Source organism: Streptomyces sp. NPDC001714 (assembly GCF_042892755.1).
GTDB lineage: Bacteria > Actinomycetota > Actinomycetes > Streptomycetales > Streptomycetaceae > Streptomyces.
On record NZ_JBIAUL010000001.1, the window covers coordinates 143051 to 163468 of the forward strand.

The following is a 20418-nucleotide window of genomic DNA, read 5'->3' on the forward strand; positions in this document are numbered from 1 at the left end:
GACAGTGAAGGCCGAGCAGCGGACCACGGAGGAGCTGCCGGGCAGGCAGAACGTCATGGTGCGGCCCAGACGTATGCGCCCGCACAATGCCGAAGTCGTGCGCCGGGCTCGTCTCTACGCGGACGGCAGGACCCTCGTCCTACGCGACCGGCGCCCACGAGAGCGCCGCTATCCGGTCGGTCCGGGAGGCATCCGTCGAGCCGTGCTCGTCCCGCCGCCCTCCGACGCGTGGGAGACCGTCACCAAGCGGCCTGCGGAGCGTTGGGGTGTACTCGTCTTCCAGAACGAGGACGGGCATGACGTCCTGTGCGTTCCGCTCGCCGATTGGCTGCCGGAAGCCGGAGTCGTGGGGATCCTGGAACTCAAACCCGCGAAGTGCCTGAACCGGACCGGGCTGCCGGAGCTGGCAGCGGCCCTCGGCATCCCGGTGGAGGAGCAGCCACGTTCGAAGACCGGTGAACGTGAGCTGCCGGCAACGGGCTCGGGACACGCTCCGAACCACGCGGTTCATCGCGAACTGCCCCGCTGGCACAGCTGGATCAGAGGGCTCGGCCTCTTCGGCTGGCTCGTCGGCCTCGTCGTCGCCTTCGCGGGTGATGTCGACTGGTGTCTGCCGGTCGCCGCAGGCGCTCTGTTCGCGGTACCGGCGGCCGACAGCGTGGTCCGTGTCGGCGCGTGGTGGCGCAACCGGCGGGACGCAGGCCGGTACTTCGCCGAGGCGGTGGTGATCACGCCCGATCCGGTGCCAGGGGAGGGCGCCACGCCCAGGTTCCGCCGTACGACGTCCGTACGTGTGCTGCCCGCTGATGTCGTGCTGACCGACACCGTCGGCCGAGAGCGCTGGCTCGGACGCGACGGCGCGCACGGGGTCACGCGGCTTGTGCGCCTCGTATCTGCGGGGGACCGGCAGCCGCTTGGCGTCGAGTTCAGGGACCGCAGTGGCGAGGTCCGGGCGCTGTTGCCGTGGCGGTACTGGTTCGCCGGTCCGCAGGGCCGCAGTCGCTGGGAGGAAACGGTCTCGGCGCTCTCGGTTTCCGTGGCGGAGGAGGAGATGCGAAGCAGCAGGCAGCCCACAGGGGCAATGAAGCTCTGGTGGGACGGCCACCCCCTCGCCGCGGACGCCCGGGTGATGTCGCCTCTGCCCGCCAAGGAGGCCCGGGACGAGACGAGTTGGCACAGCTCCGTGGTTGGCGGAAACGAGCTGCTGCTGGTTCCTCTCTTCAGCCTCGTGCTGCTCGCCGGACTTTACGGCGACACCGGCACAGCGCGCCTGGCCGGTCTGTTCTCGGCTCTGACCATCGTGGCCGAATGGGGCCCGGCCGCGATGAGGTCGGTGTTCAGCCGCTTCTATTACGACAAGCCGGAAGAGTGACGGGGAACGTCGGCAGCGCCCGTACACCCACCTCCCCCGAAGCGCCGACGAGATGTGGCCCTCGGTAACGGCGGACTACCAACTCCAGCGCCGGGAACCGCGGCGCACCTCGCACGGCCGCTGCCTTGGCTTTGCGGTCCGCCAGGGCGATCAGCATGCCCAGTCGAAGACCGGGACGCGCACGGTCATGCCTGCCCGGGGCGGGCTGTCTTGCGGTCGTTGGCGTACACGAGGTTCAGCGCGGCTTCGACGTCCCGCCGCTCCTGCTCGGTCAGCTCCTGTGGCGTCTCCTCGGCTTCGGCCGACACCACCTCAGCTTCGGCCTCCGCCCGCGATCAAGGCATCGACTCCTGAGAACTGCTCCTCTACGGCCTCGGTCTCCGCCATCTGCCGCGTAGCGGAGCGCACCAGGTAGGCCGAGATGTCCATCCCGGCCCGGGATGCATGCTGTCTGATCCGCTCGGCCTGCTCCAGGTCGAGACGGATGCTGATCCTGACCTTGCCCACACTGAGAGCGTATGACGCGTATTACGGGAAGTGCAGCTGCTCAGAACGGTGGCACTCCCTAGCGTGAAGTCGGTGCCTCCAGAGAACTGCGAGTCATTGACCCGGGACAGGCCCACGTCCGTGGCCCCGCACGCCTGGTGCGCCAGGTATGCGGGGCCGAGGCCGCAGCCGGAGGGGAACGTGGCTCCGGTCGTTCTGCCCTGCGCGTCTAATCCCTGGGGCGTCGGGCGCGACATTTCACCCGCCGCAATGAGGGAGCCGTTTGGTCCTACAAGCGCCTTTGGCGCACGGTGTTCGTCAGCGCGTGCAAGGGGTGGGGAGCCCACCGGCGGACGCCTGCGCGGGGCACGCTCACGCCTATGGTCCCCCCGCATTCCGCGGGGCTTTCACGCCATCCCTGTCCCCTCGGCCTCCGGTGCCGGCAGGCGCATGCCCCGGGACTCGGCGACGCGCAGCGCGTCGGTGAGGCATTCGGCGAGGCGGATGCCGGCGTAGCGGACCTCGGTGTACGGCGACATCGGGTCGTTCAGCACCTGGTGGGCGCGGCCGAGGACGTCGGTGCCGGTGGCGAGCTGGGCGGCCTCCAGGTCGTCGGCGAGGCGGGAGAGGTACCCGCCGTTGTTGTCCGTCACCAGATAGCAGGGCTTGCCTTCGGGGTTGGGCCAGGGGAGGAGGCGGGGAGAGGCCGGGGCGTGCGCGCGGCTGTCTGCCTGTTCCATTACGCAGCCACCTCCGGCGCGCCGATCACGTGCTGGTCGAGGTCGATCCCGAAGTCGGCGGCGAGGGCGAGGCGGCGGCGCTGCTGGAGGGCGGCCTCGCGCTCGCGCGCGACGAGATAGGGGCGGACCAGGGCGGAGTCGGCGCCATCAAGAAAGGTGCCCAGGCCGTACGGCGACCGGTGGCCGGGGAGGCGTGGAGGCTCGGTGGTGAGGGGGCAGCGTACGAGGGCGAGGTGAAGGTGGGGGAACGGCGGACGGTGAGGGCGGCGGCGCCGTTTCCCGGTGCCGGGGGCGAAGAGGAGGCGCAGCCATTGGAGGGCGCGGGGGATAAGGTCATGCATGTCGACGCTCCTGGTAAGCGTTGGCCATGCCCCGGGAGGTCTAGCCACCTCGCCGGGGTCCTGTCATTTCGACCATACCGGCAACTGCGTCCCTCTGCACCCCACAGATATATTCCGCGTCCCGACGCGGCGGGACGCGTTCTGCTCCTGCGATGTGCGTAGGACTGCGGCACGGTGGAGATATGACCGAGCTTCCGCGTTATGAGTACGTGAAACTCGCCGATGCCATCGCGGCGGACATCGCCTCTGGAAAGCTGCCGCAGGGGGCCGCGTTGCCCGGCGAGCGTGCCATGACGGATCTGTACCGCGTGAGTATCGGCACCGTGCGCCGCGCCATCGTGGAACTCCGAAAGCGAGGACTGGTCGCGACGCTGCCCGCGAAGGGGACGTACGTCATCGGTATGCCTGAGTCAGACGGCGACGCCCGTGAAGGGGACGGATCGAACGTCTGAATGAGCTGCGCATTACGCTGCGTGATCCCTGCCGCCCCTGTTGACCACCTGCAGCAGCCCGCCGCCCGCGCTGCTTCTTCTCGCGCGCCGACGCCGGGCATGCCGGTCCGTGGGCGCTCAGTTCTCCAAGGCCGACTCGTCGGTCGTGCCGTCGCCTTGTCCTGACGAGCCCGTGTTGTTTTCAGAGGCGGGGAAGGACACGGTCCGTAGGATCGCCACCGTTCCGTCGCAGAACTCACCCCAGTATTCGGTGGATGCCGTATGAAGGGTGAAGACGGCGGTGTACGGGCCGGTCGGGAATGGAACGTGGACCTCGATCTGACCGGTCAGCAGCTTCTTGGGCTGGCCGTCTGCCGTGATCGCCGGGTTGAGGCTCAGTTCGCGCAGGGTGACGCACGAGACGGCAGGGCCACAAGGCAGGTCCATCCAGCGGGCGTCGTTCAAGGGATCACTACTCAGTGCGGCGAGGATGCCCTGCGCCGCGATCTCCGGATCCGTCTGATCTGTCTGGACGGCGGCCACAGTGAAGGCGCATTGGACGACACCACCGTCGTCCGTGGAGAACAGGCCCAGCGCGGAGTACGCGAGACCGCTGTCCGACAGATATTCGGCGATGGCCTCGAAGTAAGGAGCTGCGGGGGCCCAGATGGTCTCGTCGCCCCGAGAGTACAGCTCCCGCACGAAGGCGTGGGCGAGTTCGGCGCGTTCCTCAGAGGTGCTGGCGAGGGGGAGCGCGAAGAAGCCGTCCGGGGCGACGAACGTCATTGGTGGGACGGGACTGTCATCGGTGCCAGGGGCGGACGGAGTGATATCTGTCGGGGTGGCCATGGGGTGCTGTCCTGAAGTCGTGATCGGTCAGAAGGCGTAGTCACCGGGCTCGGGCTTCACTTCTTCGCCGTCAGGGCCCATCAGACGGATTACGGCGATGCGCTGCCCGACCGGCGGATCCTCTGGGCCCAGCTGTTCGGCGAGGAAGTTGCCGCTCGGTCGGCGGCTGACCACGGGGGGAGCGGAAAAGCCGCTCTCTGCGACCATGTCCTCGACTGTGCGGCGCTGACCGGGGGTGAGGGCGTCGAGGGGGATCAGCTCGTTCGGGGTGGTCAGATAGCGGAACCACTCGCCGGTGTGTACGTGAAGTCGGCACCAAGAGCCGTCGCCGAAGCGGATGACGGTGTCCCCCTTGTCCCTGCTGTACGCCTTCCTCTCCACAGCCGCGATGTCATGGCGGTCGCACTCCCACAGGACCTCGGTCTCGCTGCTGCGGCCACCCTGGCACCCGATGAGGACGATTCGTTGGTCGGTGGCGAACGCTTTGGTCTGATAGGAGGCATGCCTACGGCCCCGATCGAGCTGCCAGGGCAGCGTGCGGGCGAGAGTATCCGGTGCAGCCCACATGACCGGGAAGTCCTCGACCTCGTTCTCGGGATCCTCCGGTGGCGTTTTGACAGGGCCGGAGGGTCCCTTGATGGTGCTGCCGGACCCGGCCAGGCTTTCCAGGCCACCCACGACCACTGCAAAGAGTCCGATCAGGCCGGACCGGCCGGCGGAGCGAGCCCGGCCACGATTCTCGCTCCGCGGGGTGTACGTCGGCCCCTCGGGCCAGCCGGGGAGGGCCCCTTGGATGTCGTTTCGCTCCGTGTCGCGGAACCAGCGCATGCCGGAGACCTTGGGTGCGATACCAGTGGCAAAGGTGACAAGGCACCGGGTGAGCAGTAGTTCTCCGGGACGAGGTTGCCAGATAGTCATGCAGCGGGCCTTCGGTCGTCAGTGGGCGGTTGCGGCTTGGTTGAGGCGATCACCCGCGGTGAAGTGATCATGCGCGGCAGTGACGATACTGACCGCCTTCGGGCCTATCTTGAACGCTCCGTCGATGCCTCGGCCCAGTCTGCTGAACGGGTCGACAGCCATTTTCTCCGGCGACAGTAGATTCCAGGTTTTCGTGCCGAGCGTCTGCCCCTGCCGATAACCCGCGTTCATGACGCCGGCCAGACGGTTGAGCTTCGTGCTGTCGCTCCCCACCAGCCGCATCGGACTCTTGCCCCAGAGCGCTACGGTCTTCCCGAACGCTTCCAGGCGTTTTCCGCCCATCACTTCCTCGGCCTTCTCACCGAAGGAGACGAAGTTCCGGGAGGCTGCCGGACCCAGATCCCTGAACCCGGCACCAAAGATCGTCTCTGCCGACTCCGCCACCCCCTTCTCGACCACGACGCCCTCCTTGCCGAAGGCGCCGATGCCGGGCAGCAGACCGAGCGCGTCCGTCCCGAGTTCCATCCAGGTGACGTCTGCTCCTGCCGCCATGGCAATCGAGTGGGACAACAGGGCCAGCCCACTGGTGAGGATCGCTGCCGCACCGAAGATCGCTCCCAAGGGCTCGAAGGGGAGCGTGATGATGGCCAGCAGACCAAGCACTGCCGTGAGATCGCTCAGAACGTCGCCGACCATCTTGATCAGGTCCGCATGGTCTTCCAGCCACTTCCCCGCGGCGTTCCACCCATCCGCGATGCCATGACCCAGCTTGTCCCAGAAACCCGGCTCGTCCGGAGCGATGTCGCCTGCCCTGTCCAACTCCTTGCCGACCTGGCGGGCGGCTGCCCGGTAGTCCTCCTCCAGTTCGTGGACCTTCTGAATGACCCCGTCCACCGCACTGGACGCCTTGCCCAGTTCCATGCTGCCGTCGCTGCCGGCCTTGGCCTGGGCATCAGCCTTGGCGTCGAGCTTTTCCCCCGCGCTCTTCTCGAGCCGGTCCGCCCGGACCTGGAACTCATGGAGTTCGTCCGCCCAGCGGTGCAGGGCGCGTGAGGCCTTGTCGAAGGAGTCGTGGCTCTTGCGGATGAGCGGGGTGACGTCCTTGCCGATGTAGTCGGTGAACGCGATCGCGGTCTTGCCCTTCCAGGCCCCGCACTCGATGCGCTCCAGTTCGGACAGCGCCGTCCCCAGTTCGCCGGCCAGCTTGCCCAGCTGCTTGGCGAGGTCCCGAGTGTCCTCCACGCTCCCTGGCGTGGGGTCCCAGCCTATGTGGGGGAAGGCAGGCCGTTGCCCAGCCACGTCACTTGCCCTTCTGCTTCGGAGACTTGAGGGACTCGGCGAGGTCCAGGTCGAGCTTGTCGAAGCTCTCGCCGATCTTGTTGATCATCTTCACGGCGCCCTGGGTGTGCTTGCCGAGCTGTTTGATGCCGTAGCTCCAGTCGTCGGCGAAGTCCTGGACGTCCTCGACGAGCTGCTTCTCGCCGACGGCCGAGGCGTCCGCACTGCGCAGGGTGCGGCGGGTGTTCTCCATGCGGTCGCTGATGGACGAGAAGGTCTTCTTCAGGTCCTGGAAGATCGTGTCTTCGAGGCGCAGGTCACTCATGTCGGATTCCGGTCTCCTGGAGCGGCCCGAGCCGGAACTCGGCGGGCAGCTCACGTCTCGTCAGCGGTTGACCGCCTGGATTTCCTTCACGGTCACGTTCTGCTCGTACGTCGAAAGGCCGTCGGGCAGGCCCGGCTGTCGTGCGGGTCCGTCGGGGTCGGCCGAGTCCGTCCAGGTCACCTTCCAGGTGATCGACGCCTTGAAGGGGTAGGTGCCGGTTCCGGACGAGCGTTGGTAGGTGACGTTGCAGGCCGCGTCCTTGCTGTCGACCGTGTAGCCGCTGTCGCCTTTCACCAGGTCGTACGTGCAGGTCTGCGGATCGGCGTCCGACGTGCCCGCGTCGACTCTGAGGGCCACGGGAGTTGCGACGGTCGTCGCGGCCATCTCGACGCCCTTGTAGTTGATGCTGGCAGTCGTCCAGACCCGGTCGAAGTTCCCCTCGAACTTCACCCGCGTGCCGAGGTTCACCTTGAGCCGGTCGGGGCTCGGGTTCAGCACCACGGGCGGCTTCGGCAACTTGGTCGAGTTGTAGGCGAGTTCGGAGAGGATCTCGGGGGTCAGCTGATTGGGATCCGCCTTCGGCTGGGCGGGCGGGACCCAGATCTCCCAGTTGGCTGGGGTCACGGGACAGGCGTCGGTGTAGTTGTCGTTGCGGAACTGCACCTGCCACCAGAGGCCCTTGTCGCCCTTGTGGTAGTCCTCGTCGGCGCGCTTCTTCGCGTAGCTCGCGGCCGGTTCCTGGGCGCCCTTGTACGAGGACTTGATGAAGTTCTCGTACTCGTCCGGCGAGTACATGGGTTCGTACCAGCAGACGGGGGGCTTCCAGTTGGCGTTCGAGGAGGTGGTGGTCGCGGTGGAGGTGGACGAGCCGGGCGTCTTCTGGTTGATGCGGATGTGGGCGCCGATGGTGCCCGAGCCGGCATCCCCGCCGGACTCGCCGCCTTTATCCGACTGGTCCGGTGGAGCAGCGGTTCCCGTACCACTACCGTCGCCTCGGATATCGTCCGCGTGAGCCGGTAGCGGTGTCCAAAGGACCAGAACGAGACCTGTTGCGGCGACCACCCGTGCTGCGGGACGAACTGTCCTTGCGCCTACCCCTGCACGCACGAAGCGGCCCCCTTCTTCCAGTTCTGCTGTGTCACCTGCCAGTCGCCGGCTGCGTCTTTCTGAGCCTGGAGTGTGTAGAGGACGAAGCTCTTGTCGCTGGCCTTGGTGCGCAGCACCTTCCCCGACTTGATCTCCTTGCCGAACGCCTTGCTTTGGTCTTCGCAGTAGCGGGCCGCCGCAGCCTTCCCGTCGACGACATCCGTGACTTGGAAGTTGTAGTACCGGTAGTCGCCGGTGACGGTGAGTCCGTCCTTCTTGACCGTCTCGACCCGTTTGGCCCAGTAGGTGAGAGCAGCTGCCGCAAAGTAGCGGTTCATGTTGGGGGTCTGGCCGACCCCCTTGGCGAAGGCTTCGATGTTGGCCTGGGTCGAGTAGGCCACATCCCGCAGGATCGAGTCCTTTGTGGTGTCCCCGGTCGACTCCCGATCCACTGTCACCTTGATGTCTGACGGGAAGTCGAAACTCGGCGCGTTCTTGTCGGCCGAGGCCGAGGCGGACGGTGAAGGGGAAGCCGATTCTTCCGTACCGGCCCCCGCGATCTTGTTGTTGTCCTTGGAGCTGTCGTCCCCGCCTCCGCATGCCGTCAGCAGCAGAGCTGCGGTCGCGGCGAGCGCGGCGGCAACGGGCAAGGTGCGGCGCTTCACTGTGGACTCCCCCGTGAGAATAAAGTTCGGTAAGAGTGCAAACGGTATCTGTGGGATCCCGGGTTTCGCCACCGCGAACTTCGCTGTAAATGCGGTGAATGATGACATTCGTGGTGTCCTCCAGGGTGAGGTGGCCCTGTGGTGATGGCGTGGCACGGCCCGACCCAGGTCGGTCGCACGGGCATTGTGAAGATTGCGCGGGCATGGCGTGGGCGCCTGTACGGCCTGCTGGGCGCCATCCCCGTCCTTTGATCTCCCTTTGCGGCCCGTTGGTTGTAGCCCCCGAAACCCTCGACACACAGTGACCCTGGTCCTCTGCGTCTCGCGGGGCGGCCGGTAGGCAGGTGTTCACGGGGGTAGTAGTGGCGGATCACGTCAAGGTGTCCACGAGCGAGTTGCGGGAGATCAGCAGATCTGTCGCGAAGTTGAAGTCCAACTTTGAACATGCGAAGGATCTCGTCGACTCGTACGGCTCCGAGATCGGGTCCGGGGAGGTGGCCGATGCCCTCGGTGACTTCGCGGACGACTGGAAGAAGAAGCGCAAGGAGCTCTGCGACGGGCTGGAGTTTCTCGGGAAGACCGCGGGCGAGGCGGCCAAGGCCTACGACGGGATCGACCAGCATCTGGCCGACGCGCTGGTCAAGGCTCAGCCGGGGGACAAGTGAGCGATCACGACTTCTCCGGCGTCGACTGGCAGACGGCCCGGTACGACGACAAGGAGTTCACGCCGGGGGATCCGTACGAGGTGGCCCGGCTCGGGAAGCGGATCTCCGACACCGCCAGGCTGATCGAGGAGCAGGCCGGCAAGCTCAACAACCTCGTCGACGGGAACGGGTGGGACTCCGACGCGGGGAAGGAGTTCGCCAAGAAGACCGGCGACACCGTCAAACTGCTGAGCCAGTCGCACCAGCGGTATGCGGCGGCGGGGGCGGCGCTCGGTTCCTCCGTGCCGTACGAGCCCATCGCCGACGGCGTGCGGGAGAACTGGGCCACCGCCCTCAACCACGCGCAGAACAGGGTGCGGGCCGCGCTGAAGAAGGCTGCCGCGGCCGACGCCGACAGCAGTAACTACCAGAAGCAGATCGATCAGCATCCGTCCGGTGACGACAACCACCCGGACAAGCAGAAGCTCAAGCGGCAGAAAGAGGCCTCGGACGGGGAGCTCGACGCCGCGAAGCGTGAGCTTCGCGCGGCGCTCGAGTACCGGGACACGCAGGCCGGGTACGCCGCCAAGGCGATACGGGACGCCGTCGACCACGACGGGCTGAAGGATCCCAAGCACCACTGGTGGGACAACTGGAAGGACTGGGTCGCCACCATCGGCCACTGGGCGGGAGCGATCGCCGGAGTGCTCTGCCTCTTGGCCCTGTGCCTGAGCTGGGTCCCCATCCTCGGCGAGGTGCTCGGGGCGCTGGCTCTCATCGCCTCCGTGGTCGCTCTCGTCTGCGACACCGTCTCCGCGCTGGACGGCAAGGGCACCTGGCTGGACGTCGCCATCGACGTGGTCGGCGTGCTGTCCTTCGGCGCCGGCCGGGTCCTCGGGACGACCTTCAAAGAAGCGGCCACGGCCGCCCGGGGATCGTCGGCGCTCAGGGAGTTCCTGAACCTGCGTGGACTGGGCGTGGGCGAGAAGCTGGCCGGCGAAATCGCCCAGGCGAACTCGGGGGTCAAGGCGGGCAAGATCGCCGAAGCCCTGGCGAAGGGACCGGACAGCGTCCTGCCCAGGATGAAGTCGATCGTCAAGGAGTCCGTCAACTTCAAGGCGTACTTCGGCGACATCCGCACGGCCGTCGCCGAGCGAGGAGCCGAGGACCCGATCCTCACCAAGGACCTGCCCAAGTGGCGTGGTCTCTCCGACTCGGTGTTCAAGGGCAAGGCTTGGTCGGCCGGCGGACTGTACGCCGCGAGCCAGGTGCTGCCGCTGGGCGTGGGCATCGTGAACCTGGCGCCCTCGGCGGGCTGGGAGCCGACCTCCGTCGAGCGCAACCAATTCGACGGCATCAAGCACACCGCACCCCTCGGGGCGAACGGCATTCCCTTCTACAACTGGAACTGGAAGGTCGCCGGCGGCTGAACGCGTCCGCCGGGACCGACACGGATCATGGCGAGGCCCGCAAGGGCGAGGAGAGAACGAGGAAAGTGGCACCTGGAGACGGTCAGACCGTCGACGAGCAGTTCGCCCGGCTACCGAGAAGCAGACAGCGCGAACTCGAGGAGAAAGGGCTCGGTCTGCCGCGCCTGCGCGAGATCGCCCTCGAGGAGGGCGGTGAGGCGGCCGTGCAGCACGTCCTCGCGGAACACTCCCGCCCCTCCAGCCGATGGGATTTCGACGGCCATCGGGGCACCGACGAGGGCAGAACGGTGTGGCCGTGGATACGGCTGCTCCTGGTCGCCGTCGCCGGCGTGGTCCTGTGCCTGCTGTCCACGTATGTCCTCAACTCCTCGGCGCTCTTCGTCGGTGCGGCCTGTGGTGTGGCCGTGGCCTGGGCGGGGTTCAGGACCCGCAGGTCCCTCGGAGGGCTCGTGGCCTGCGGCCTCGTCGCGGTCGCCTATGTCGCGCTGATCTGGGTGGGCTCGTACGCCGCCGACGAGTGGTACCTGCACCTGCGCGGACAGGAGACGACGGTCACCTACGCGAAGCCCCTGCACGAGCAGGCCTCGCACGGCGTGCGTGTCACGTACTGCCGTGTCACTCTCCCGGACGGAACGGTCCGCAGGGTGTTCGAGAACGACAACCGCTGTACGGACGAGACCAGGGTCGGCGCCAGGACTCGTGCGGTGATCGACCCGTCGGATCACTACCGGCCGGTCCTCGGAGGCAAGTCCGCCATCGGCGGGATCGCGGCCGCGTACGGCTGCCTCGGTGCCGCCGCCGTCCTCGTCCTCGCTCCCTTGGCCGCTGCCGTGATGAGCCGGTCGAACGAGCGGCGCGGCCGACAGGGCGAGCCGGACGGCCGGGCGAGCGGAACGGGCGCATGACGGACCGCGCGGAATCCCCTGTTGCGGCAGCCCCCGTCCCACCCCCCTCCGACTACCGCCTGGCCGTCCCCGACGGCTGGGAGCGGATCGTGCTGGACGGTCCGGAGCGCTGGACCCACCGCATCGACAAGCTGGTCAAGCGGGGGCTGCGGCGGACGCAGGCCACCCCGCAGCTGGAGGCGGCGCTCGCGGAGCGGATGCGGGCGCAGGCCGAGGCCGCACACGCCAACGGCGGTGTGGAGATGTACGTCGTCAACCAGGTCCTCGGCCAGGTCCCCGTCTCCGCAGGTCTGGTCGTGACGGTGCTGCGGCCGTCGCCCGGCACCGAACCCGGCGACCTCGGCGACATCGCCCGCTCCCTCGCCCTTCGTGCCGATTCCGGTGACCCCGGCGTCGACGACGTCACCCTCGTCGACCTCCCCGCCGGCCCGGCCGTACGCCACCGCTACCTCCGCCGGCCCGCCGCCGACGACCCCGACGGCAACAAGCTCGCCGTCGCCCACCTGGACGTCTACCTCGCCGTCCCGCAGAGCGGCCAGCGACTGCTGCTCTCCTTCTCGACGCCGACGGCACCGCCGCTGGAGCCGCTGGTGGAGGCCCTGGTCACGCTGTTCGACTCCGTCGCCCGCACTCTGCAATGGATGGCCTGATGCCCGAGTTCGCCGCGTCCACGGTGCGCATGAAGGTGCCCGAGGACGCCGTGTCCCTGCCGGTGCGCGTGGCGGGGGTCGACCTGGCCGCGTGGGCCGCGGAGGCGGCCGCGCGCCGTGTCGGCCCGGACGACCGCGAACCCAAGCTGCTCGCCGCCCTCGCCGCCGAACTCCGCGAGGCCGCCGCAGACTCCCGTGAACGCGGTCCCGTCACCGCGCTGTCGTACGTCCCCGAGCCGCGGCTCGGGGAGCTCGCCCGGATCGAGTTGTCGGCGCTGGTCGCCGATGAGACGTACCCGGCCCTGACCGTCGAGCTCCTCCAGCGTTTTCTCGCCGCCCCGACCGCCGACTCCTACCGGCCGCCCGAGGCCGAGCTCCGTACGCTGCCCGCCGGGCCCGCGGTGCGGGTCCGGCACGCGTACGTCCGGGACGTCGGCCGGGACGGGCTGGGGACCGTGATGGAGACATGCGCGTACGGCATCAGGGCCGACGAGACGTGGGGGCTCGTGCTGCTGACGTCCTGGCAGGCGCTGGCCCACACGGACGCCCTGTGCGAGCTGACCGACGAACTGGCCCGGACCGTCCGGGTCACGGCCTAGTCGGACGATCAGGCCGCCGTCAGGTGGCCGACGAGGGGCTCGCCCTCCAGGGACGTCAGGCGGCACCAGGAGCCGTCCGTGAAGGTGATCCTGAAGTCCCGTCCGCCGACGCTGAACGGGCGTCGCTCGACCGTGGCGACCGTGCTCAGGTCCGTCTCCCAGAGGACTTCCTCCCAGGGTTCCCTGGGGTCCTGGAGTCCGCCGAGGACCAGCAGGCGGCGGTCGGTCAGGACGAGGTGCGTGACGTCCGTGTCGGGGCGGCGGGATGGGTCGAGTTCCCAGGGGAGGGTACGGGCGATCGTGCCGGGGGCGGCCCACAGCACCGGGAAGTCCGTCTCCTCGTTCTCCGGGTCCTCGCTCCTGCCCAGCGAGCCGGAGCCGCGGGGGCCGCTGCCGGAGGGCACGTTGCCCCCGGAGACCACGGCCAGCGCGAGCACGCCGAGCAGGAACACGGCCGTCAGCACGGCCCGCACGACGGGGCCGACCCTCGATCTGAGCCGGTATGTCGGGCCGGTCGGCCAATCCGGCAACTCGGCTTGTATGTCGCGCCGTTCGGGGTCGCGGAACCAGCGCCGGCCCTGGACGCGGTCCGCCGCGCCGGTTGCGAAGGACACCGGGGCGCGGGCCACGAGCGCCTCGCCCTCCGGGGGTTGCCAGGAGTGGCGCTGGGGCACGGTCACGGTCCGGCATCCTCATGGTCGTCGTCATCACGGTCGTGCACGGCGGCGAACCGTTCGGCCGGCCGGGTGATCCGCGGTCAGTGATCTTACTCAGGCCGCCGTCCCGACCCGGCCGCCGGCGTGAGCACTTCGTGCAGGCCTCATGGGTGCGGGGTGAGGGCACCGAGGGCGGACCGGCCGCGAGCAGGGTGTGGTGGATTCGCCGGCGCACAGTTCGGCATCCCTTGGTGCGTCCGTAGTCCCAACCGGCGCACAGGTCACCGTCGTTGCAGATCGCAACGACGATTTCAGTGAGGTCAAGGAGTCCGGGCGCGCCTTGAGGGGCTTATGTGCGGCTGATACGGTGCGTTCGCTTGACACTCGTCGCGACGCCGAGTATTCGCCCGGATCGGGCACTTGGTGTCGAGTGTCCGCTTTTATGGCGTTGACGGAGTGTTCGGCGGACAGTTTTTCTTGGCTGTAACGGGGAGCGGTTGCGTGAAGATCCAAGAGCGTACGGGGGCGGGTGCCGGTCGTTCGGCCGGTCCGGCTCAGCCTTCGGCCGGTGACCGGCTTCCCACCGCGCCGCGCGAGCGCAAGCCCGCGCTGGCCGCGCTCGCGGTGCTGCTGATCCTGCTGGGCGCGCTGGGCGCGACGACGCTGGTCCTGCAGGCCGGCAAGCGCATCGAGGTCATCAAGATCACGCAGGAGATTCCGGCCGGCTCGTCCGTGACCGGGAGCAACGTGACCTCCGTCATGGTCGCCGACGACTCCAGCATCCACTACGTCAGGTGGTCCCAGCTGGAGAGCCTGAAGAAGCTGAAGGCCATGAGCACCATCCCGGCCGGTGCCGTCGCCGTCGGCGAGATGTTCGGCAGCGGCAGCAAGCTTCCGGCCGGCAAGTCCACCGTCGGCCTGGCTCTGAAGGAGGGTCAGTACCCGAGCGGTATCGAGGTGGGCGACACCGTCGCCGCCTACCGCGTCAGCGGTTCCTCCACCGGCGGTTCCTCCTCCGGTGGTTCGTCCTCCTCCTCCGGCAGCGACTCGCTGATCACGGGTGACGCCAGGGTCAGTGCCGTACCGGACGACAAGAGCAGCAGCGAACTCGTCAGCAGCACCAGCTACGCCATCACGCTCACCGTCGACAGCGCCAAGGCCGCCGAACTGGCCGACGCCGCGTCCAACGGCGAGGTCGCCCTCGTCCTTGTCCCCGGCGTGTCCGGCACCGGCAACTAGAAGGCGGCTCCCACCCCATGGCGCTCATCGCAATCGCCGCCGACAAGGGTTCCCCCGGCGTCACCACCGCGGCCGTCGCGCTGGCCGCGGTCTGGCCGCGCCGGGTCCTGCTCGCCGAGGCCGACCCGGCCGGCGGCGACCTCGTCTACCGCAGTGCCGCCGCGCACGGCGGACCGCTCAACCCCAACACCGGCATGCTGTCCATCGCCGCCACCGCCCGGCGCGGGCTCGTTCCCGACCAACTCTGGGATCACGTACAGCCGTTGAGCGGAGGGCTGGAGGTGCTGGTCGGGCTGGGCATCGCCGAGCAGGCGGCCGGGCTCGCCGGGCTGTGGCCCACCCTCGGGCACGCCTTCGCCTCCCTCGCCGACTCCCCGAACGCCCCGGCCGACGTCATCGCCGACTGCGGACGGATCAGCGGCGACACCCCGGCCGTGGAGATGTTCCCGCACGCGGCGCTCGTGCTCCTCGTCTCGCGGACCGAGCCGGAGGCGCTCGCCCGGGTCCGGGACCGGGCCGCCGCCCTCGCGCAGAAGCTGCACGGCGGTCCGCGCGGTGCCGCGGCCCTCGCCACCCCGCTGATCGGCGTGGTCCTGGTCGCCGACCCGTCGAGCTCCGGCAAGCTGGTCAACCAGGTCAACGACATGCTCGTACACGCCCAGACCGGCGCCCGGGTGGTCGGCACCATCGCCGACGACCCGGCCGGCGCCGACCAGCTGGCCGGCCGCAAGCGCGGGCGCCTCGACAAGTCCCTGCTCATCCGCTCGGCCCGCAAGGTCACCGCCGACCTCCACCAGCAGTACGGCGCCGCCTGGTCCGTACCGACGCAGGCGCCGCACGCGGGGGCCGGCCGATGACCGCTGTCGACCACCAGTTGGTCAAGCGGTTCCGGCAGGACGCCGGCGACCGGATCGCCGAGCAGCGCCGCCAGGACCAGGCGTCCGGCGTCACCCCGATGTCCACCGAGGACGAACGGCAGTACGCCCGCGCGGTCATAGCCCAGATCCTGGAGGAGTACGCCCGCGCGGAGATCAACGCCGGGCGCACCCCGCTGGACGCGGAGACCGAGGAACAGTACGCGGCCGCCGTGCACGCCGCGCTGTTCGGCGTCGGACGGCTGCAGCCGCTGCTCGACGACCCGGACGTCGAGAACATCGACATCAACGGGTGCGACCAGGTCTTCGTCGGGTACAGCGACGGACGGGAGGCCATCGGGGACCCCGTCGCGGAGACGGACGAGGAACTCATCGAGCTGATCCAGGTGCTCGGTGCCTACTCGGGTCTGTCGTCCCGGCCCTTCGACTCCGCCAACCCGCAGCTCGACCTGCGGCTGCCCGACGGCTCCCGGCTCTCCGCCGTCATGGACGTGGCCCGGCGGCCCGCGCTGTCCATCCGCCGCGCCCGCATGGGCAAGGTGTTCATCTCCGACCTGGTCGGGAACGGCACCGTGACGCCCGAGGTCGCGCACTTCATGGCCTGCGCGGTCCGCGCCCGCAAGAACATCATGATCGCGGGTGCGACCAACGCCGGGAAGACGACCCTGCTGCGTGCCCTCGCCAACGAGATCCCGCCGCACGAGCGGCTGATCACCGTCGAGCGCGCGCTGGAACTCGGTCTCGACACCTTCCCCGACCTGCACCCCAACGTGGTGGCGTTCGAGGAGCGGCTGCCCAACTCCGAAGGGCAGGGGGCCATTTCCATGGCCGAACTCGTCCGCCGGTCGCTGCGTATGAACCCGTCCCGGGTGATCGTCGGTGAGGTCCTCGGCGACGAGATCGTGACCATGCTCAACGCGATGTCCCAGGGCAACGACGGGTCGCTGTCCACGATCCACGCCAACAGCTCCAGCGAGGTCTTCAACCGCATCTCGACCTACGCGCTCCAGGCCGCCGAGCGGCTGCCCATCGAGGCCAGCCAGATGCTGATCGCGGGCGCGGTGAACTTCGTCGTCTTCATCCAGCGGCGCAACAACTACCAGACCGGCGGCCGCCTCCAGCGCATGGTCACCTCGGTCCGTGAGGTCAACGGCGTGGACGGCAGGGTGCTGTCCAGCGAGGTGTTCGCGGAGGCCCACGACGGCCGGGTCGTACCGCACGCGCCCATAGCCTGCCTGGAGGACCTGATGGCCTACGGCTACCAGCCGCACGGGGCCTGGGGGTGACGTGACATGAACCTCAACCCCTTCGCCTCCCTGGGCTCCATGGGCGGGCTGTTCTCCACCACGGTCCTCTACGCCCTCGGCAGCGGTGTCGCCGCCGGCGGCGGGCTCGCGCTGCTGATCCTCGCGATCCGCGGGCTGCCCGCCAAGCCCCACCACGAGAAGCAGAAGGCGAACGAACGGGCCGCCGAACTCATCCGGTTCGCCGGACAGCGCGGTTCGCTGGCCGCCATCATCGGGCTCGCCGTGCTGCTGATGACCCGCTGGGCGGTGGCCGGCATCGCCGCCGGCGTCCTGGTCTTCTTCTGGGACAAGCTGTTCGGCGGCGCCGCCGAGGAACGCGCCGCGATGAAACGGGTGGAGGCCCTCGCCTCCTGGACCGAGTCGCTGCGCGACACCATCGCCGGCGCGGTCGGCCTGGAGCAGGCCATCCCGGCCTCCGCCCGGGCCGCCGCACCGATCCTGCGGCCGCACCTCGACGCCCTCGTCGACCGGCTGCGCGCCCGCACCCCGCTGCCCGACGCGCTCCAGCACCTCGCCGACGAGATCGACGACGCCTCCGCCGACATCATCGTGGCGGCGCTCATCCTCAACGCCCGCCTCCGCGGCCCCGGTCTGCGCCAAGTCCTCGGCGCCCTGGCCAAGTCGGCACGCGAGGAGGTCGACATGCGCCAGCGCGTGATGGCCCAGCGGGCGTCGACCCGGCGCTCGGTGCAGATCGTCGTCGCGGTGTCGGTCGCGTTCGTCCTCGGCCTCGCCGTCTTCAACCGCGACTTCGTCTCGCCGTACGGCACCGCCGTCGGCCAGCTCGTCCTCGCCCTGGTCTGCGGGCTGTTCGCGCTCGGCTTCTGGTGGCTGCGCAAGCTCTCCACCATCGAGACCCCGGAACGGTTCCTGGTCCGCGACCAGTCCTCGGTCCAGTTCGTACGACCGCCCCGCACCGCACCCGGCCAGACCGGGCACCCGGGCCAGCCCGGTCAGCAGACGCTGCCCACCGAGGAAGGAGTACGCCGGTGAACCTCACGATGCCGATCGTCGTCGGCGTGACCCTCGGACTGGGCGTCTACGCCCTGATCCGTGCCCTGATGCCGTCCAAGCGCAGCGCGGTCGCACAGGTCGCCCGGATCGACGCGATGCGGGCGCGAGGCGCGGCGTACGAGTCCGCGCGGCCGGCGCAGGACGCCGGCCGGTTGGGCTCCCTGCGCGCCGAAGTCGGCGTCCGCGTCGCCGAGTTCTACCGGGAGCAGGGCTGGGAGCAGCGTTCGCTCCGCGCCGACCTCGCCGTCCTCGACCGCAGCTGGGAGAAGTTCCTGGCGACCAAGGCGCTGCTCGCCGCCGCCGGACTGATCTTCGGCCCGTTCCTGTTCGCCGTCGTCTACACGATGGGCTTCGGGCACAGCCCGGTCATTCCGGTCTGGCTCTCCCTGGCCTGCGCGGCCCTGTTCTTCTTCCTGCCCGACCTGGAGGTACGACGGGACGCGGCCGAGAAGCGCCGGGACCTCAGGCGGGTCATCGGCGCGTACCTCGACCTGGTCTCGATGAGCCTCGCCGGCGGCCGCGGCCTGCCCGAGGCCTTGATGGCGGCCGCCGAGGTCTCCGACGGCTGGGCCAACCAGCGCATCCGCAACGCCCTCGCCGACGCCCGCATCACCGGCGTCAGCCAGTGGCAGGCCCTCGGCGCGCTCGGTGAGGAACTCGGGGTGGAGGAGCTCAAGGACCTCTCCGCCTCCCTCGCCCTGGTCGCGGACGACGGCGCCAAGGTCCGCGAGTCCCTCGCCTCCCGCGCCGAGACCATGCGCCACCGCGAACTCGCCGAGATCGAGGGCAGCGCGGGCGAGAAGTCCCAGTCGATGCTCGTCGCCCAGCTGCTGCTGTGCGCCGGCTTCCTGGTTTTCCTGATCTTCCCGGCGGCGATGCGGGTGTTCCAGGTGTGAGCCGACCCGAGCTGACCCGAGCTTCGTAGAGAACCTTCGCCAACTGCTGTTTCGAGAGGACAAGTCATGATGAACACACGGAACTTCAGCACCGGGATCCCGGCGGTGGACTTCCTGGTCACCTTCCTCCAGGGCCGGGTGCAGCGCGCCCGCTCCGGCGAACTCGACCGCGGTGCCTCCGCCGTCGAGTGGGTCATCATCTCGGCGGTCGTCGTGGCGATCGTCGGCGTCGTGGCCGCCATCATCAACGCCGCGCTGAGCGACGGTGCCAAGAAGGTCGGCGACTGCATCAAGGGCGCCAACGCCAGCGGAACCTGCTGAGCGGGCGGGCGCGACCACGACGGGGATGACGGGGTGACGGGGGTGACGGGGATGTCCGTGGGCGTGAGCAGAGGCCTGCGCGGATGGGTGCGCCGCCGCGCGGCGGCCGCGCGCGGCGACTCGGGCATGACCGCGATCGAGTTCGTGTTCCTCACCCCGGTCCTGTTCTTCATGATCTTCGCGACGGTGCAGTTCGCGCTGTACTTCTTCGCCGACCACGTGGCCCAGGCCGCGGCCCAGGCCGGCGCCCGCAAGGCCCGCGCCACCGCCGACGCGGAGCCCGGCGCCTGGCGCGGCGAGGCCCAGGACGTGGTCGACTCCTACATCCGCCAGCTCGGCCCGCAGCTGGTCCTGTCGCCCGATGTGAAGATGCTCCAGCCGGAGCAGACCACGGTCGGCGTCGAGATCACGGCCCGCATCCCGACGGTGTTCCCGGGCCTGGACCTGACGGTGCACGCACGGTCCGCGGGACCGGTGGAGCGGTTCGTGGAGGACAAGAACTAGATGTCCTCCGTGGAGAAAAGAGCGATGGGCGGCGACCGGGGGCTGTCGACCGTCGAGGTCGTCATCCTCGCCCCGGTCATGATCCTGTTCATCCTCGTCCTGGTGGCCTTCGGCCAGCTCGTCGACGGGCGGGGCGCGGTCGACGGCGCGGCCCGGGACGCGGCCCGCGCCGGGTCCATCCAGAAGGACCACGTCACGGCCATGTCGGAGGCGAAGAAGGCCGCCGAGGCCGACCTGTCGGACGTCTGCTCCGGCCCGGTCTCGGTCGTCCAGACCAGCGCGGGCTTCGAGCCCGACTCCATCTTCACGGTCGAGGTGAGCTGCGAGGTGCGGGGCCTGGCCATGCTCGGCCTGGACATCCCGACGAGGCTCACCGCGAGCTTCTCGTCACCGCTGGACCCGTTCCGGAGGGCAGCATGAGCCTTGCGGTGCTGCGCAGTTGGTGGACCGCCCGCCGGCTCCGTCTCGACGACCGGGGCTCGGGCGCGGGCGCGGTCATCATCTTCGCCCTGGTCTTCCTCACCCTGTCCGCGTTCGTCATCGACGGCGGCCTGTCCATCTCCAAGCGCGAACGGGCCGCCGACATCGCGGAACAGGCGGCCCGTTACGCGGCCCAGGACATCGACCTGGACAAGCTGTACGAGAACCAGGGCGACGCGCCGATCAACTTCCAGGACTGCGACGCCCGGGTGAAGACCTTCGCCCGCGAGATGGACATGTCCACCGCCGACGTCGCGGCCACCCACTGCGTCGCCGCCGACGCCCAACAGGTCCAGGTCGAGGTCCAGTTGACCTACGAACCGGTCTTCACGGGCATGTTCTACGGCGGCGCGATCGTGGTGCACGGCGAGGCGACGGCCGAGAACGAGGTCGGTTAGGCGGCCCCC

At 69.2% G+C, this 20418-nt stretch carries 27 protein-coding genes; 16 read left to right on the top strand and 11 right to left on the bottom strand.

The genetic code is table 11. The features are described from left to right. Positions 1-4 precede the first annotated feature (4 nt). A complete protein-coding gene (locus ACFY0P_RS00695) occupies positions 5-1372 on the top strand; it encodes a hypothetical protein (RefSeq protein WP_388905763.1) in 1368 nt (455 codons plus the stop codon). A 185-nt stretch (positions 1373-1557) separates the two neighbouring features. Here ACFY0P_RS00695 and ACFY0P_RS00700 read toward each other — a convergent pair whose 3' ends face one another. From ACFY0P_RS00700 to ACFY0P_RS00715, 4 genes are all read right to left on the bottom strand, one after another. After that, positions 1558-1680: a hypothetical protein gene (locus ACFY0P_RS00700; RefSeq protein ID WP_388905766.1), complete on the bottom strand. Its 123-nt coding sequence runs from the start codon at positions 1678-1680 to the stop codon at positions 1558-1560. A 4-nt stretch (positions 1681-1684) separates the two neighbouring features. Next, on the bottom strand, positions 1685-1879 hold the full coding sequence (locus ACFY0P_RS00705; RefSeq protein ID WP_388905769.1) for a plasmid mobilization protein: 195 nt from the start codon (positions 1877-1879) through the stop codon (positions 1685-1687). 386 nt (positions 1880-2265) lie between these two features. After that, on the bottom strand, positions 2266-2598 hold the full coding sequence (locus tag ACFY0P_RS00710; RefSeq protein ID WP_388905771.1) for a hypothetical protein: 333 nt from the start codon (positions 2596-2598) through the stop codon (positions 2266-2268). Next, on the bottom strand, positions 2598-2939 hold the full coding sequence (locus ACFY0P_RS00715; RefSeq protein WP_388905774.1) for a hypothetical protein: 342 nt from the start codon (positions 2937-2939) through the stop codon (positions 2598-2600). Before ACFY0P_RS00715 ends, ACFY0P_RS00710 begins: the two co-directional genes overlap by 1 nt. A gap of 182 nt (positions 2940-3121) precedes the next feature. Here ACFY0P_RS00715 and ACFY0P_RS00720 point away from each other — a divergent pair, with 182 nt between their 5' ends. Continuing rightward, positions 3122-3391, top strand: a complete 270-nt coding sequence (locus ACFY0P_RS00720; RefSeq protein ID WP_388905777.1) for a GntR family transcriptional regulator — start codon at positions 3122-3124, stop codon at positions 3389-3391. Between the two features lie 117 nt (positions 3392-3508). Here ACFY0P_RS00720 and ACFY0P_RS00725 read toward each other — a convergent pair whose 3' ends face one another. The 6 genes from ACFY0P_RS00725 to ACFY0P_RS00750 all read right to left on the bottom strand — a co-directional run bounded on the left by ACFY0P_RS00725 (position 3509) and on the right by ACFY0P_RS00750 (position 8491). Further along, the gene (locus tag ACFY0P_RS00725; RefSeq protein WP_388905779.1) at positions 3509-4156 is read right to left on the bottom strand and encodes a hypothetical protein; all 648 of its coding nucleotides are present in this window, start codon (positions 4154-4156) and stop codon (positions 3509-3511) included. A 90-nt stretch (positions 4157-4246) separates the two neighbouring features. Continuing rightward, entirely contained in the window at positions 4247-5047 is an 801-nt protein-coding gene (locus ACFY0P_RS00730) for a hypothetical protein (RefSeq protein WP_388905782.1), read from the bottom strand. 108 nt (positions 5048-5155) lie between these two features. Then, the gene (locus ACFY0P_RS00735) at positions 5156-6379 is read right to left on the bottom strand and encodes an enoyl-CoA hydratase/isomerase family protein (RefSeq protein ID WP_388905785.1); all 1224 of its coding nucleotides are present in this window, start codon (positions 6377-6379) and stop codon (positions 5156-5158) included. Between the two features lie 58 nt (positions 6380-6437). Continuing rightward, positions 6438-6740 carry a hypothetical protein gene (locus ACFY0P_RS00740; RefSeq protein WP_388905787.1) on the bottom strand — a complete coding sequence of 101 codons (303 nt, stop codon included), beginning with the start codon at positions 6738-6740 and terminating at the stop codon, positions 6438-6440. A gap of 60 nt (positions 6741-6800) precedes the next feature. Then, a complete protein-coding gene (locus tag ACFY0P_RS00745; protein WP_388905790.1) occupies positions 6801-7535 on the bottom strand; it encodes a hypothetical protein in 735 nt (244 codons plus the stop codon). A gap of 296 nt (positions 7536-7831) precedes the next feature. Continuing rightward, the gene (locus ACFY0P_RS00750; RefSeq protein WP_388905792.1) at positions 7832-8491 is read right to left on the bottom strand and encodes a hypothetical protein; all 660 of its coding nucleotides are present in this window, start codon (positions 8489-8491) and stop codon (positions 7832-7834) included. A 362-nt stretch (positions 8492-8853) separates the two neighbouring features. On the opposite strand from ACFY0P_RS00750, the gene ACFY0P_RS00755 reads away from it, so the two are divergent. The 5 genes from ACFY0P_RS00755 to ACFY0P_RS00775 all read left to right on the top strand — a co-directional run bounded on the left by ACFY0P_RS00755 (position 8854) and on the right by ACFY0P_RS00775 (position 12719). Then, a complete protein-coding gene (locus ACFY0P_RS00755) occupies positions 8854-9156 on the top strand; it encodes a hypothetical protein (protein WP_351487450.1) in 303 nt (100 codons plus the stop codon). After that, positions 9153-10565, top strand: a complete 1413-nt coding sequence (locus tag ACFY0P_RS00760) for a hypothetical protein (RefSeq protein ID WP_388905796.1) — start codon at positions 9153-9155, stop codon at positions 10563-10565. Before ACFY0P_RS00755 ends, ACFY0P_RS00760 begins: the two co-directional genes overlap by 4 nt. 65 nt (positions 10566-10630) lie before the next feature. Further along, positions 10631-11470, top strand: coding sequence for a hypothetical protein (locus tag ACFY0P_RS00765; RefSeq protein WP_388905798.1), 840 nt, complete (start codon positions 10631-10633; stop codon positions 11468-11470). Then, positions 11467-12120 (top strand): hypothetical protein, encoded by a 654-nt coding sequence (locus ACFY0P_RS00770; protein WP_388905801.1) that lies wholly within the window; start codon positions 11467-11469, stop codon positions 12118-12120. Before ACFY0P_RS00765 ends, ACFY0P_RS00770 begins: the two co-directional genes overlap by 4 nt. Next, on the top strand, positions 12120-12719 hold the full coding sequence (locus ACFY0P_RS00775; protein ID WP_388905803.1) for a hypothetical protein: 600 nt from the start codon (positions 12120-12122) through the stop codon (positions 12717-12719). The genes ACFY0P_RS00770 and ACFY0P_RS00775 overlap by 1 nt, the downstream gene beginning before the upstream one ends. Positions 12720-12727: 8 nt before the next feature. Here ACFY0P_RS00775 and ACFY0P_RS00780 read toward each other — a convergent pair whose 3' ends face one another. Further along, positions 12728-13399, bottom strand: a complete 672-nt coding sequence (locus ACFY0P_RS00780; RefSeq protein ID WP_388905805.1) for a hypothetical protein — start codon at positions 13397-13399, stop codon at positions 12728-12730. A gap of 477 nt (positions 13400-13876) precedes the next feature. Here ACFY0P_RS00780 and ACFY0P_RS00785 point away from each other — a divergent pair, with 477 nt between their 5' ends. From ACFY0P_RS00785 to ACFY0P_RS00825, 9 genes are all read left to right on the top strand, one after another. After that, the gene (locus tag ACFY0P_RS00785) at positions 13877-14614 is read left to right on the top strand and encodes a hypothetical protein (RefSeq protein WP_388905807.1); all 738 of its coding nucleotides are present in this window, start codon (positions 13877-13879) and stop codon (positions 14612-14614) included. A gap of 17 nt (positions 14615-14631) precedes the next feature. Then, the gene (locus tag ACFY0P_RS00790) at positions 14632-15471 is read left to right on the top strand and encodes a hypothetical protein (RefSeq protein ID WP_388905809.1); all 840 of its coding nucleotides are present in this window, start codon (positions 14632-14634) and stop codon (positions 15469-15471) included. After that, positions 15468-16775: a CpaF family protein gene (locus tag ACFY0P_RS00795; RefSeq protein ID WP_388905811.1), complete on the top strand. Its 1308-nt coding sequence runs from the start codon at positions 15468-15470 to the stop codon at positions 16773-16775. Before ACFY0P_RS00790 ends, ACFY0P_RS00795 begins: the two co-directional genes overlap by 4 nt. A gap of 39 nt (positions 16776-16814) precedes the next feature. After that, positions 16815-17789: a type II secretion system F family protein gene (locus ACFY0P_RS00800; protein WP_388907251.1), complete on the top strand. Its 975-nt coding sequence runs from the start codon at positions 16815-16817 to the stop codon at positions 17787-17789. Further along, a complete protein-coding gene (locus ACFY0P_RS00805; protein WP_388905814.1) occupies positions 17786-18706 on the top strand; it encodes a type II secretion system F family protein in 921 nt (306 codons plus the stop codon). The genes ACFY0P_RS00800 and ACFY0P_RS00805 overlap by 4 nt, the downstream gene beginning before the upstream one ends. A gap of 69 nt (positions 18707-18775) precedes the next feature. Continuing rightward, complete coding sequence (locus tag ACFY0P_RS00810) at positions 18776-19027, top strand: hypothetical protein (RefSeq protein ID WP_189266468.1); 252 nt, start codon at positions 18776-18778, stop codon at positions 19025-19027. Between the two features lie 51 nt (positions 19028-19078). Beyond that, on the top strand, positions 19079-19531 hold the full coding sequence (locus ACFY0P_RS00815) for a TadE family protein (RefSeq protein WP_388905816.1): 453 nt from the start codon (positions 19079-19081) through the stop codon (positions 19529-19531). Beyond that, complete coding sequence (locus ACFY0P_RS00820) at positions 19532-19951, top strand: TadE/TadG family type IV pilus assembly protein (RefSeq protein ID WP_388905818.1); 420 nt, start codon at positions 19532-19534, stop codon at positions 19949-19951. Continuing rightward, complete coding sequence (locus ACFY0P_RS00825; RefSeq protein ID WP_388905820.1) at positions 19948-20409, top strand: TadE/TadG family type IV pilus assembly protein; 462 nt, start codon at positions 19948-19950, stop codon at positions 20407-20409. Before ACFY0P_RS00820 ends, ACFY0P_RS00825 begins: the two co-directional genes overlap by 4 nt. Positions 20410-20418 lie beyond the last annotated feature (9 nt).

Excerpts from the sequence above, each read along its gene's own strand:
- ACFY0P_RS00720 (WP_388905777.1), top strand. The coding sequence starts at position 3,122 with ATGACCGAGCTTCCGCGTTATGAGTACGTGAAACTCGCCGATGCCATC.
- ACFY0P_RS00820 (WP_388905818.1), top strand. The coding sequence starts at position 19,532 with ATGTCCTCCGTGGAGAAAAGAGCGATGGGCGGCGACCGGGGGCTGTCG.
- ACFY0P_RS00815 (WP_388905816.1), top strand. The coding sequence starts at position 19,079 with ATGTCCGTGGGCGTGAGCAGAGGCCTGCGCGGATGGGTGCGCCGCCGC.
- ACFY0P_RS00810 (WP_189266468.1), top strand. The coding sequence starts at position 18,776 with ATGAACACACGGAACTTCAGCACCGGGATCCCGGCGGTGGACTTCCTG.
- ACFY0P_RS00710 (WP_388905771.1), bottom strand. The coding sequence starts at position 2,598 with ATGGAACAGGCAGACAGCCGCGCGCACGCCCCGGCCTCTCCCCGCCTC.
- ACFY0P_RS00745 (WP_388905790.1), bottom strand. The coding sequence starts at position 7,535 with ATGTACTCGCCGGACGAGTACGAGAACTTCATCAAGTCCTCGTACAAG.
- ACFY0P_RS00715 (WP_388905774.1), bottom strand. The coding sequence starts at position 2,939 with ATGCATGACCTTATCCCCCGCGCCCTCCAATGGCTGCGCCTCCTCTTC.
- ACFY0P_RS00825 (WP_388905820.1), top strand. The coding sequence starts at position 19,948 with ATGAGCCTTGCGGTGCTGCGCAGTTGGTGGACCGCCCGCCGGCTCCGT.
- ACFY0P_RS00740 (WP_388905787.1), bottom strand. The coding sequence starts at position 6,740 with ATGAGTGACCTGCGCCTCGAAGACACGATCTTCCAGGACCTGAAGAAG.
- ACFY0P_RS00725 (WP_388905779.1), bottom strand. The coding sequence starts at position 4,156 with ATGACGTTCGTCGCCCCGGACGGCTTCTTCGCGCTCCCCCTCGCCAGC.
- ACFY0P_RS00770 (WP_388905801.1), top strand. The coding sequence starts at position 11,467 with ATGACGGACCGCGCGGAATCCCCTGTTGCGGCAGCCCCCGTCCCACCC.
- ACFY0P_RS00795 (WP_388905811.1), top strand. The coding sequence starts at position 15,468 with ATGACCGCTGTCGACCACCAGTTGGTCAAGCGGTTCCGGCAGGACGCC.
- ACFY0P_RS00775 (WP_388905803.1), top strand. The coding sequence starts at position 12,120 with ATGCCCGAGTTCGCCGCGTCCACGGTGCGCATGAAGGTGCCCGAGGAC.
- ACFY0P_RS00730 (WP_388905782.1), bottom strand. The coding sequence starts at position 5,047 with ATGCGCTGGTTCCGCGACACGGAGCGAAACGACATCCAAGGGGCCCTC.
- ACFY0P_RS00800 (WP_388907251.1), top strand. The coding sequence starts at position 16,815 with ATGGGCGGGCTGTTCTCCACCACGGTCCTCTACGCCCTCGGCAGCGGT.
- ACFY0P_RS00790 (WP_388905809.1), top strand. The coding sequence starts at position 14,632 with ATGGCGCTCATCGCAATCGCCGCCGACAAGGGTTCCCCCGGCGTCACC.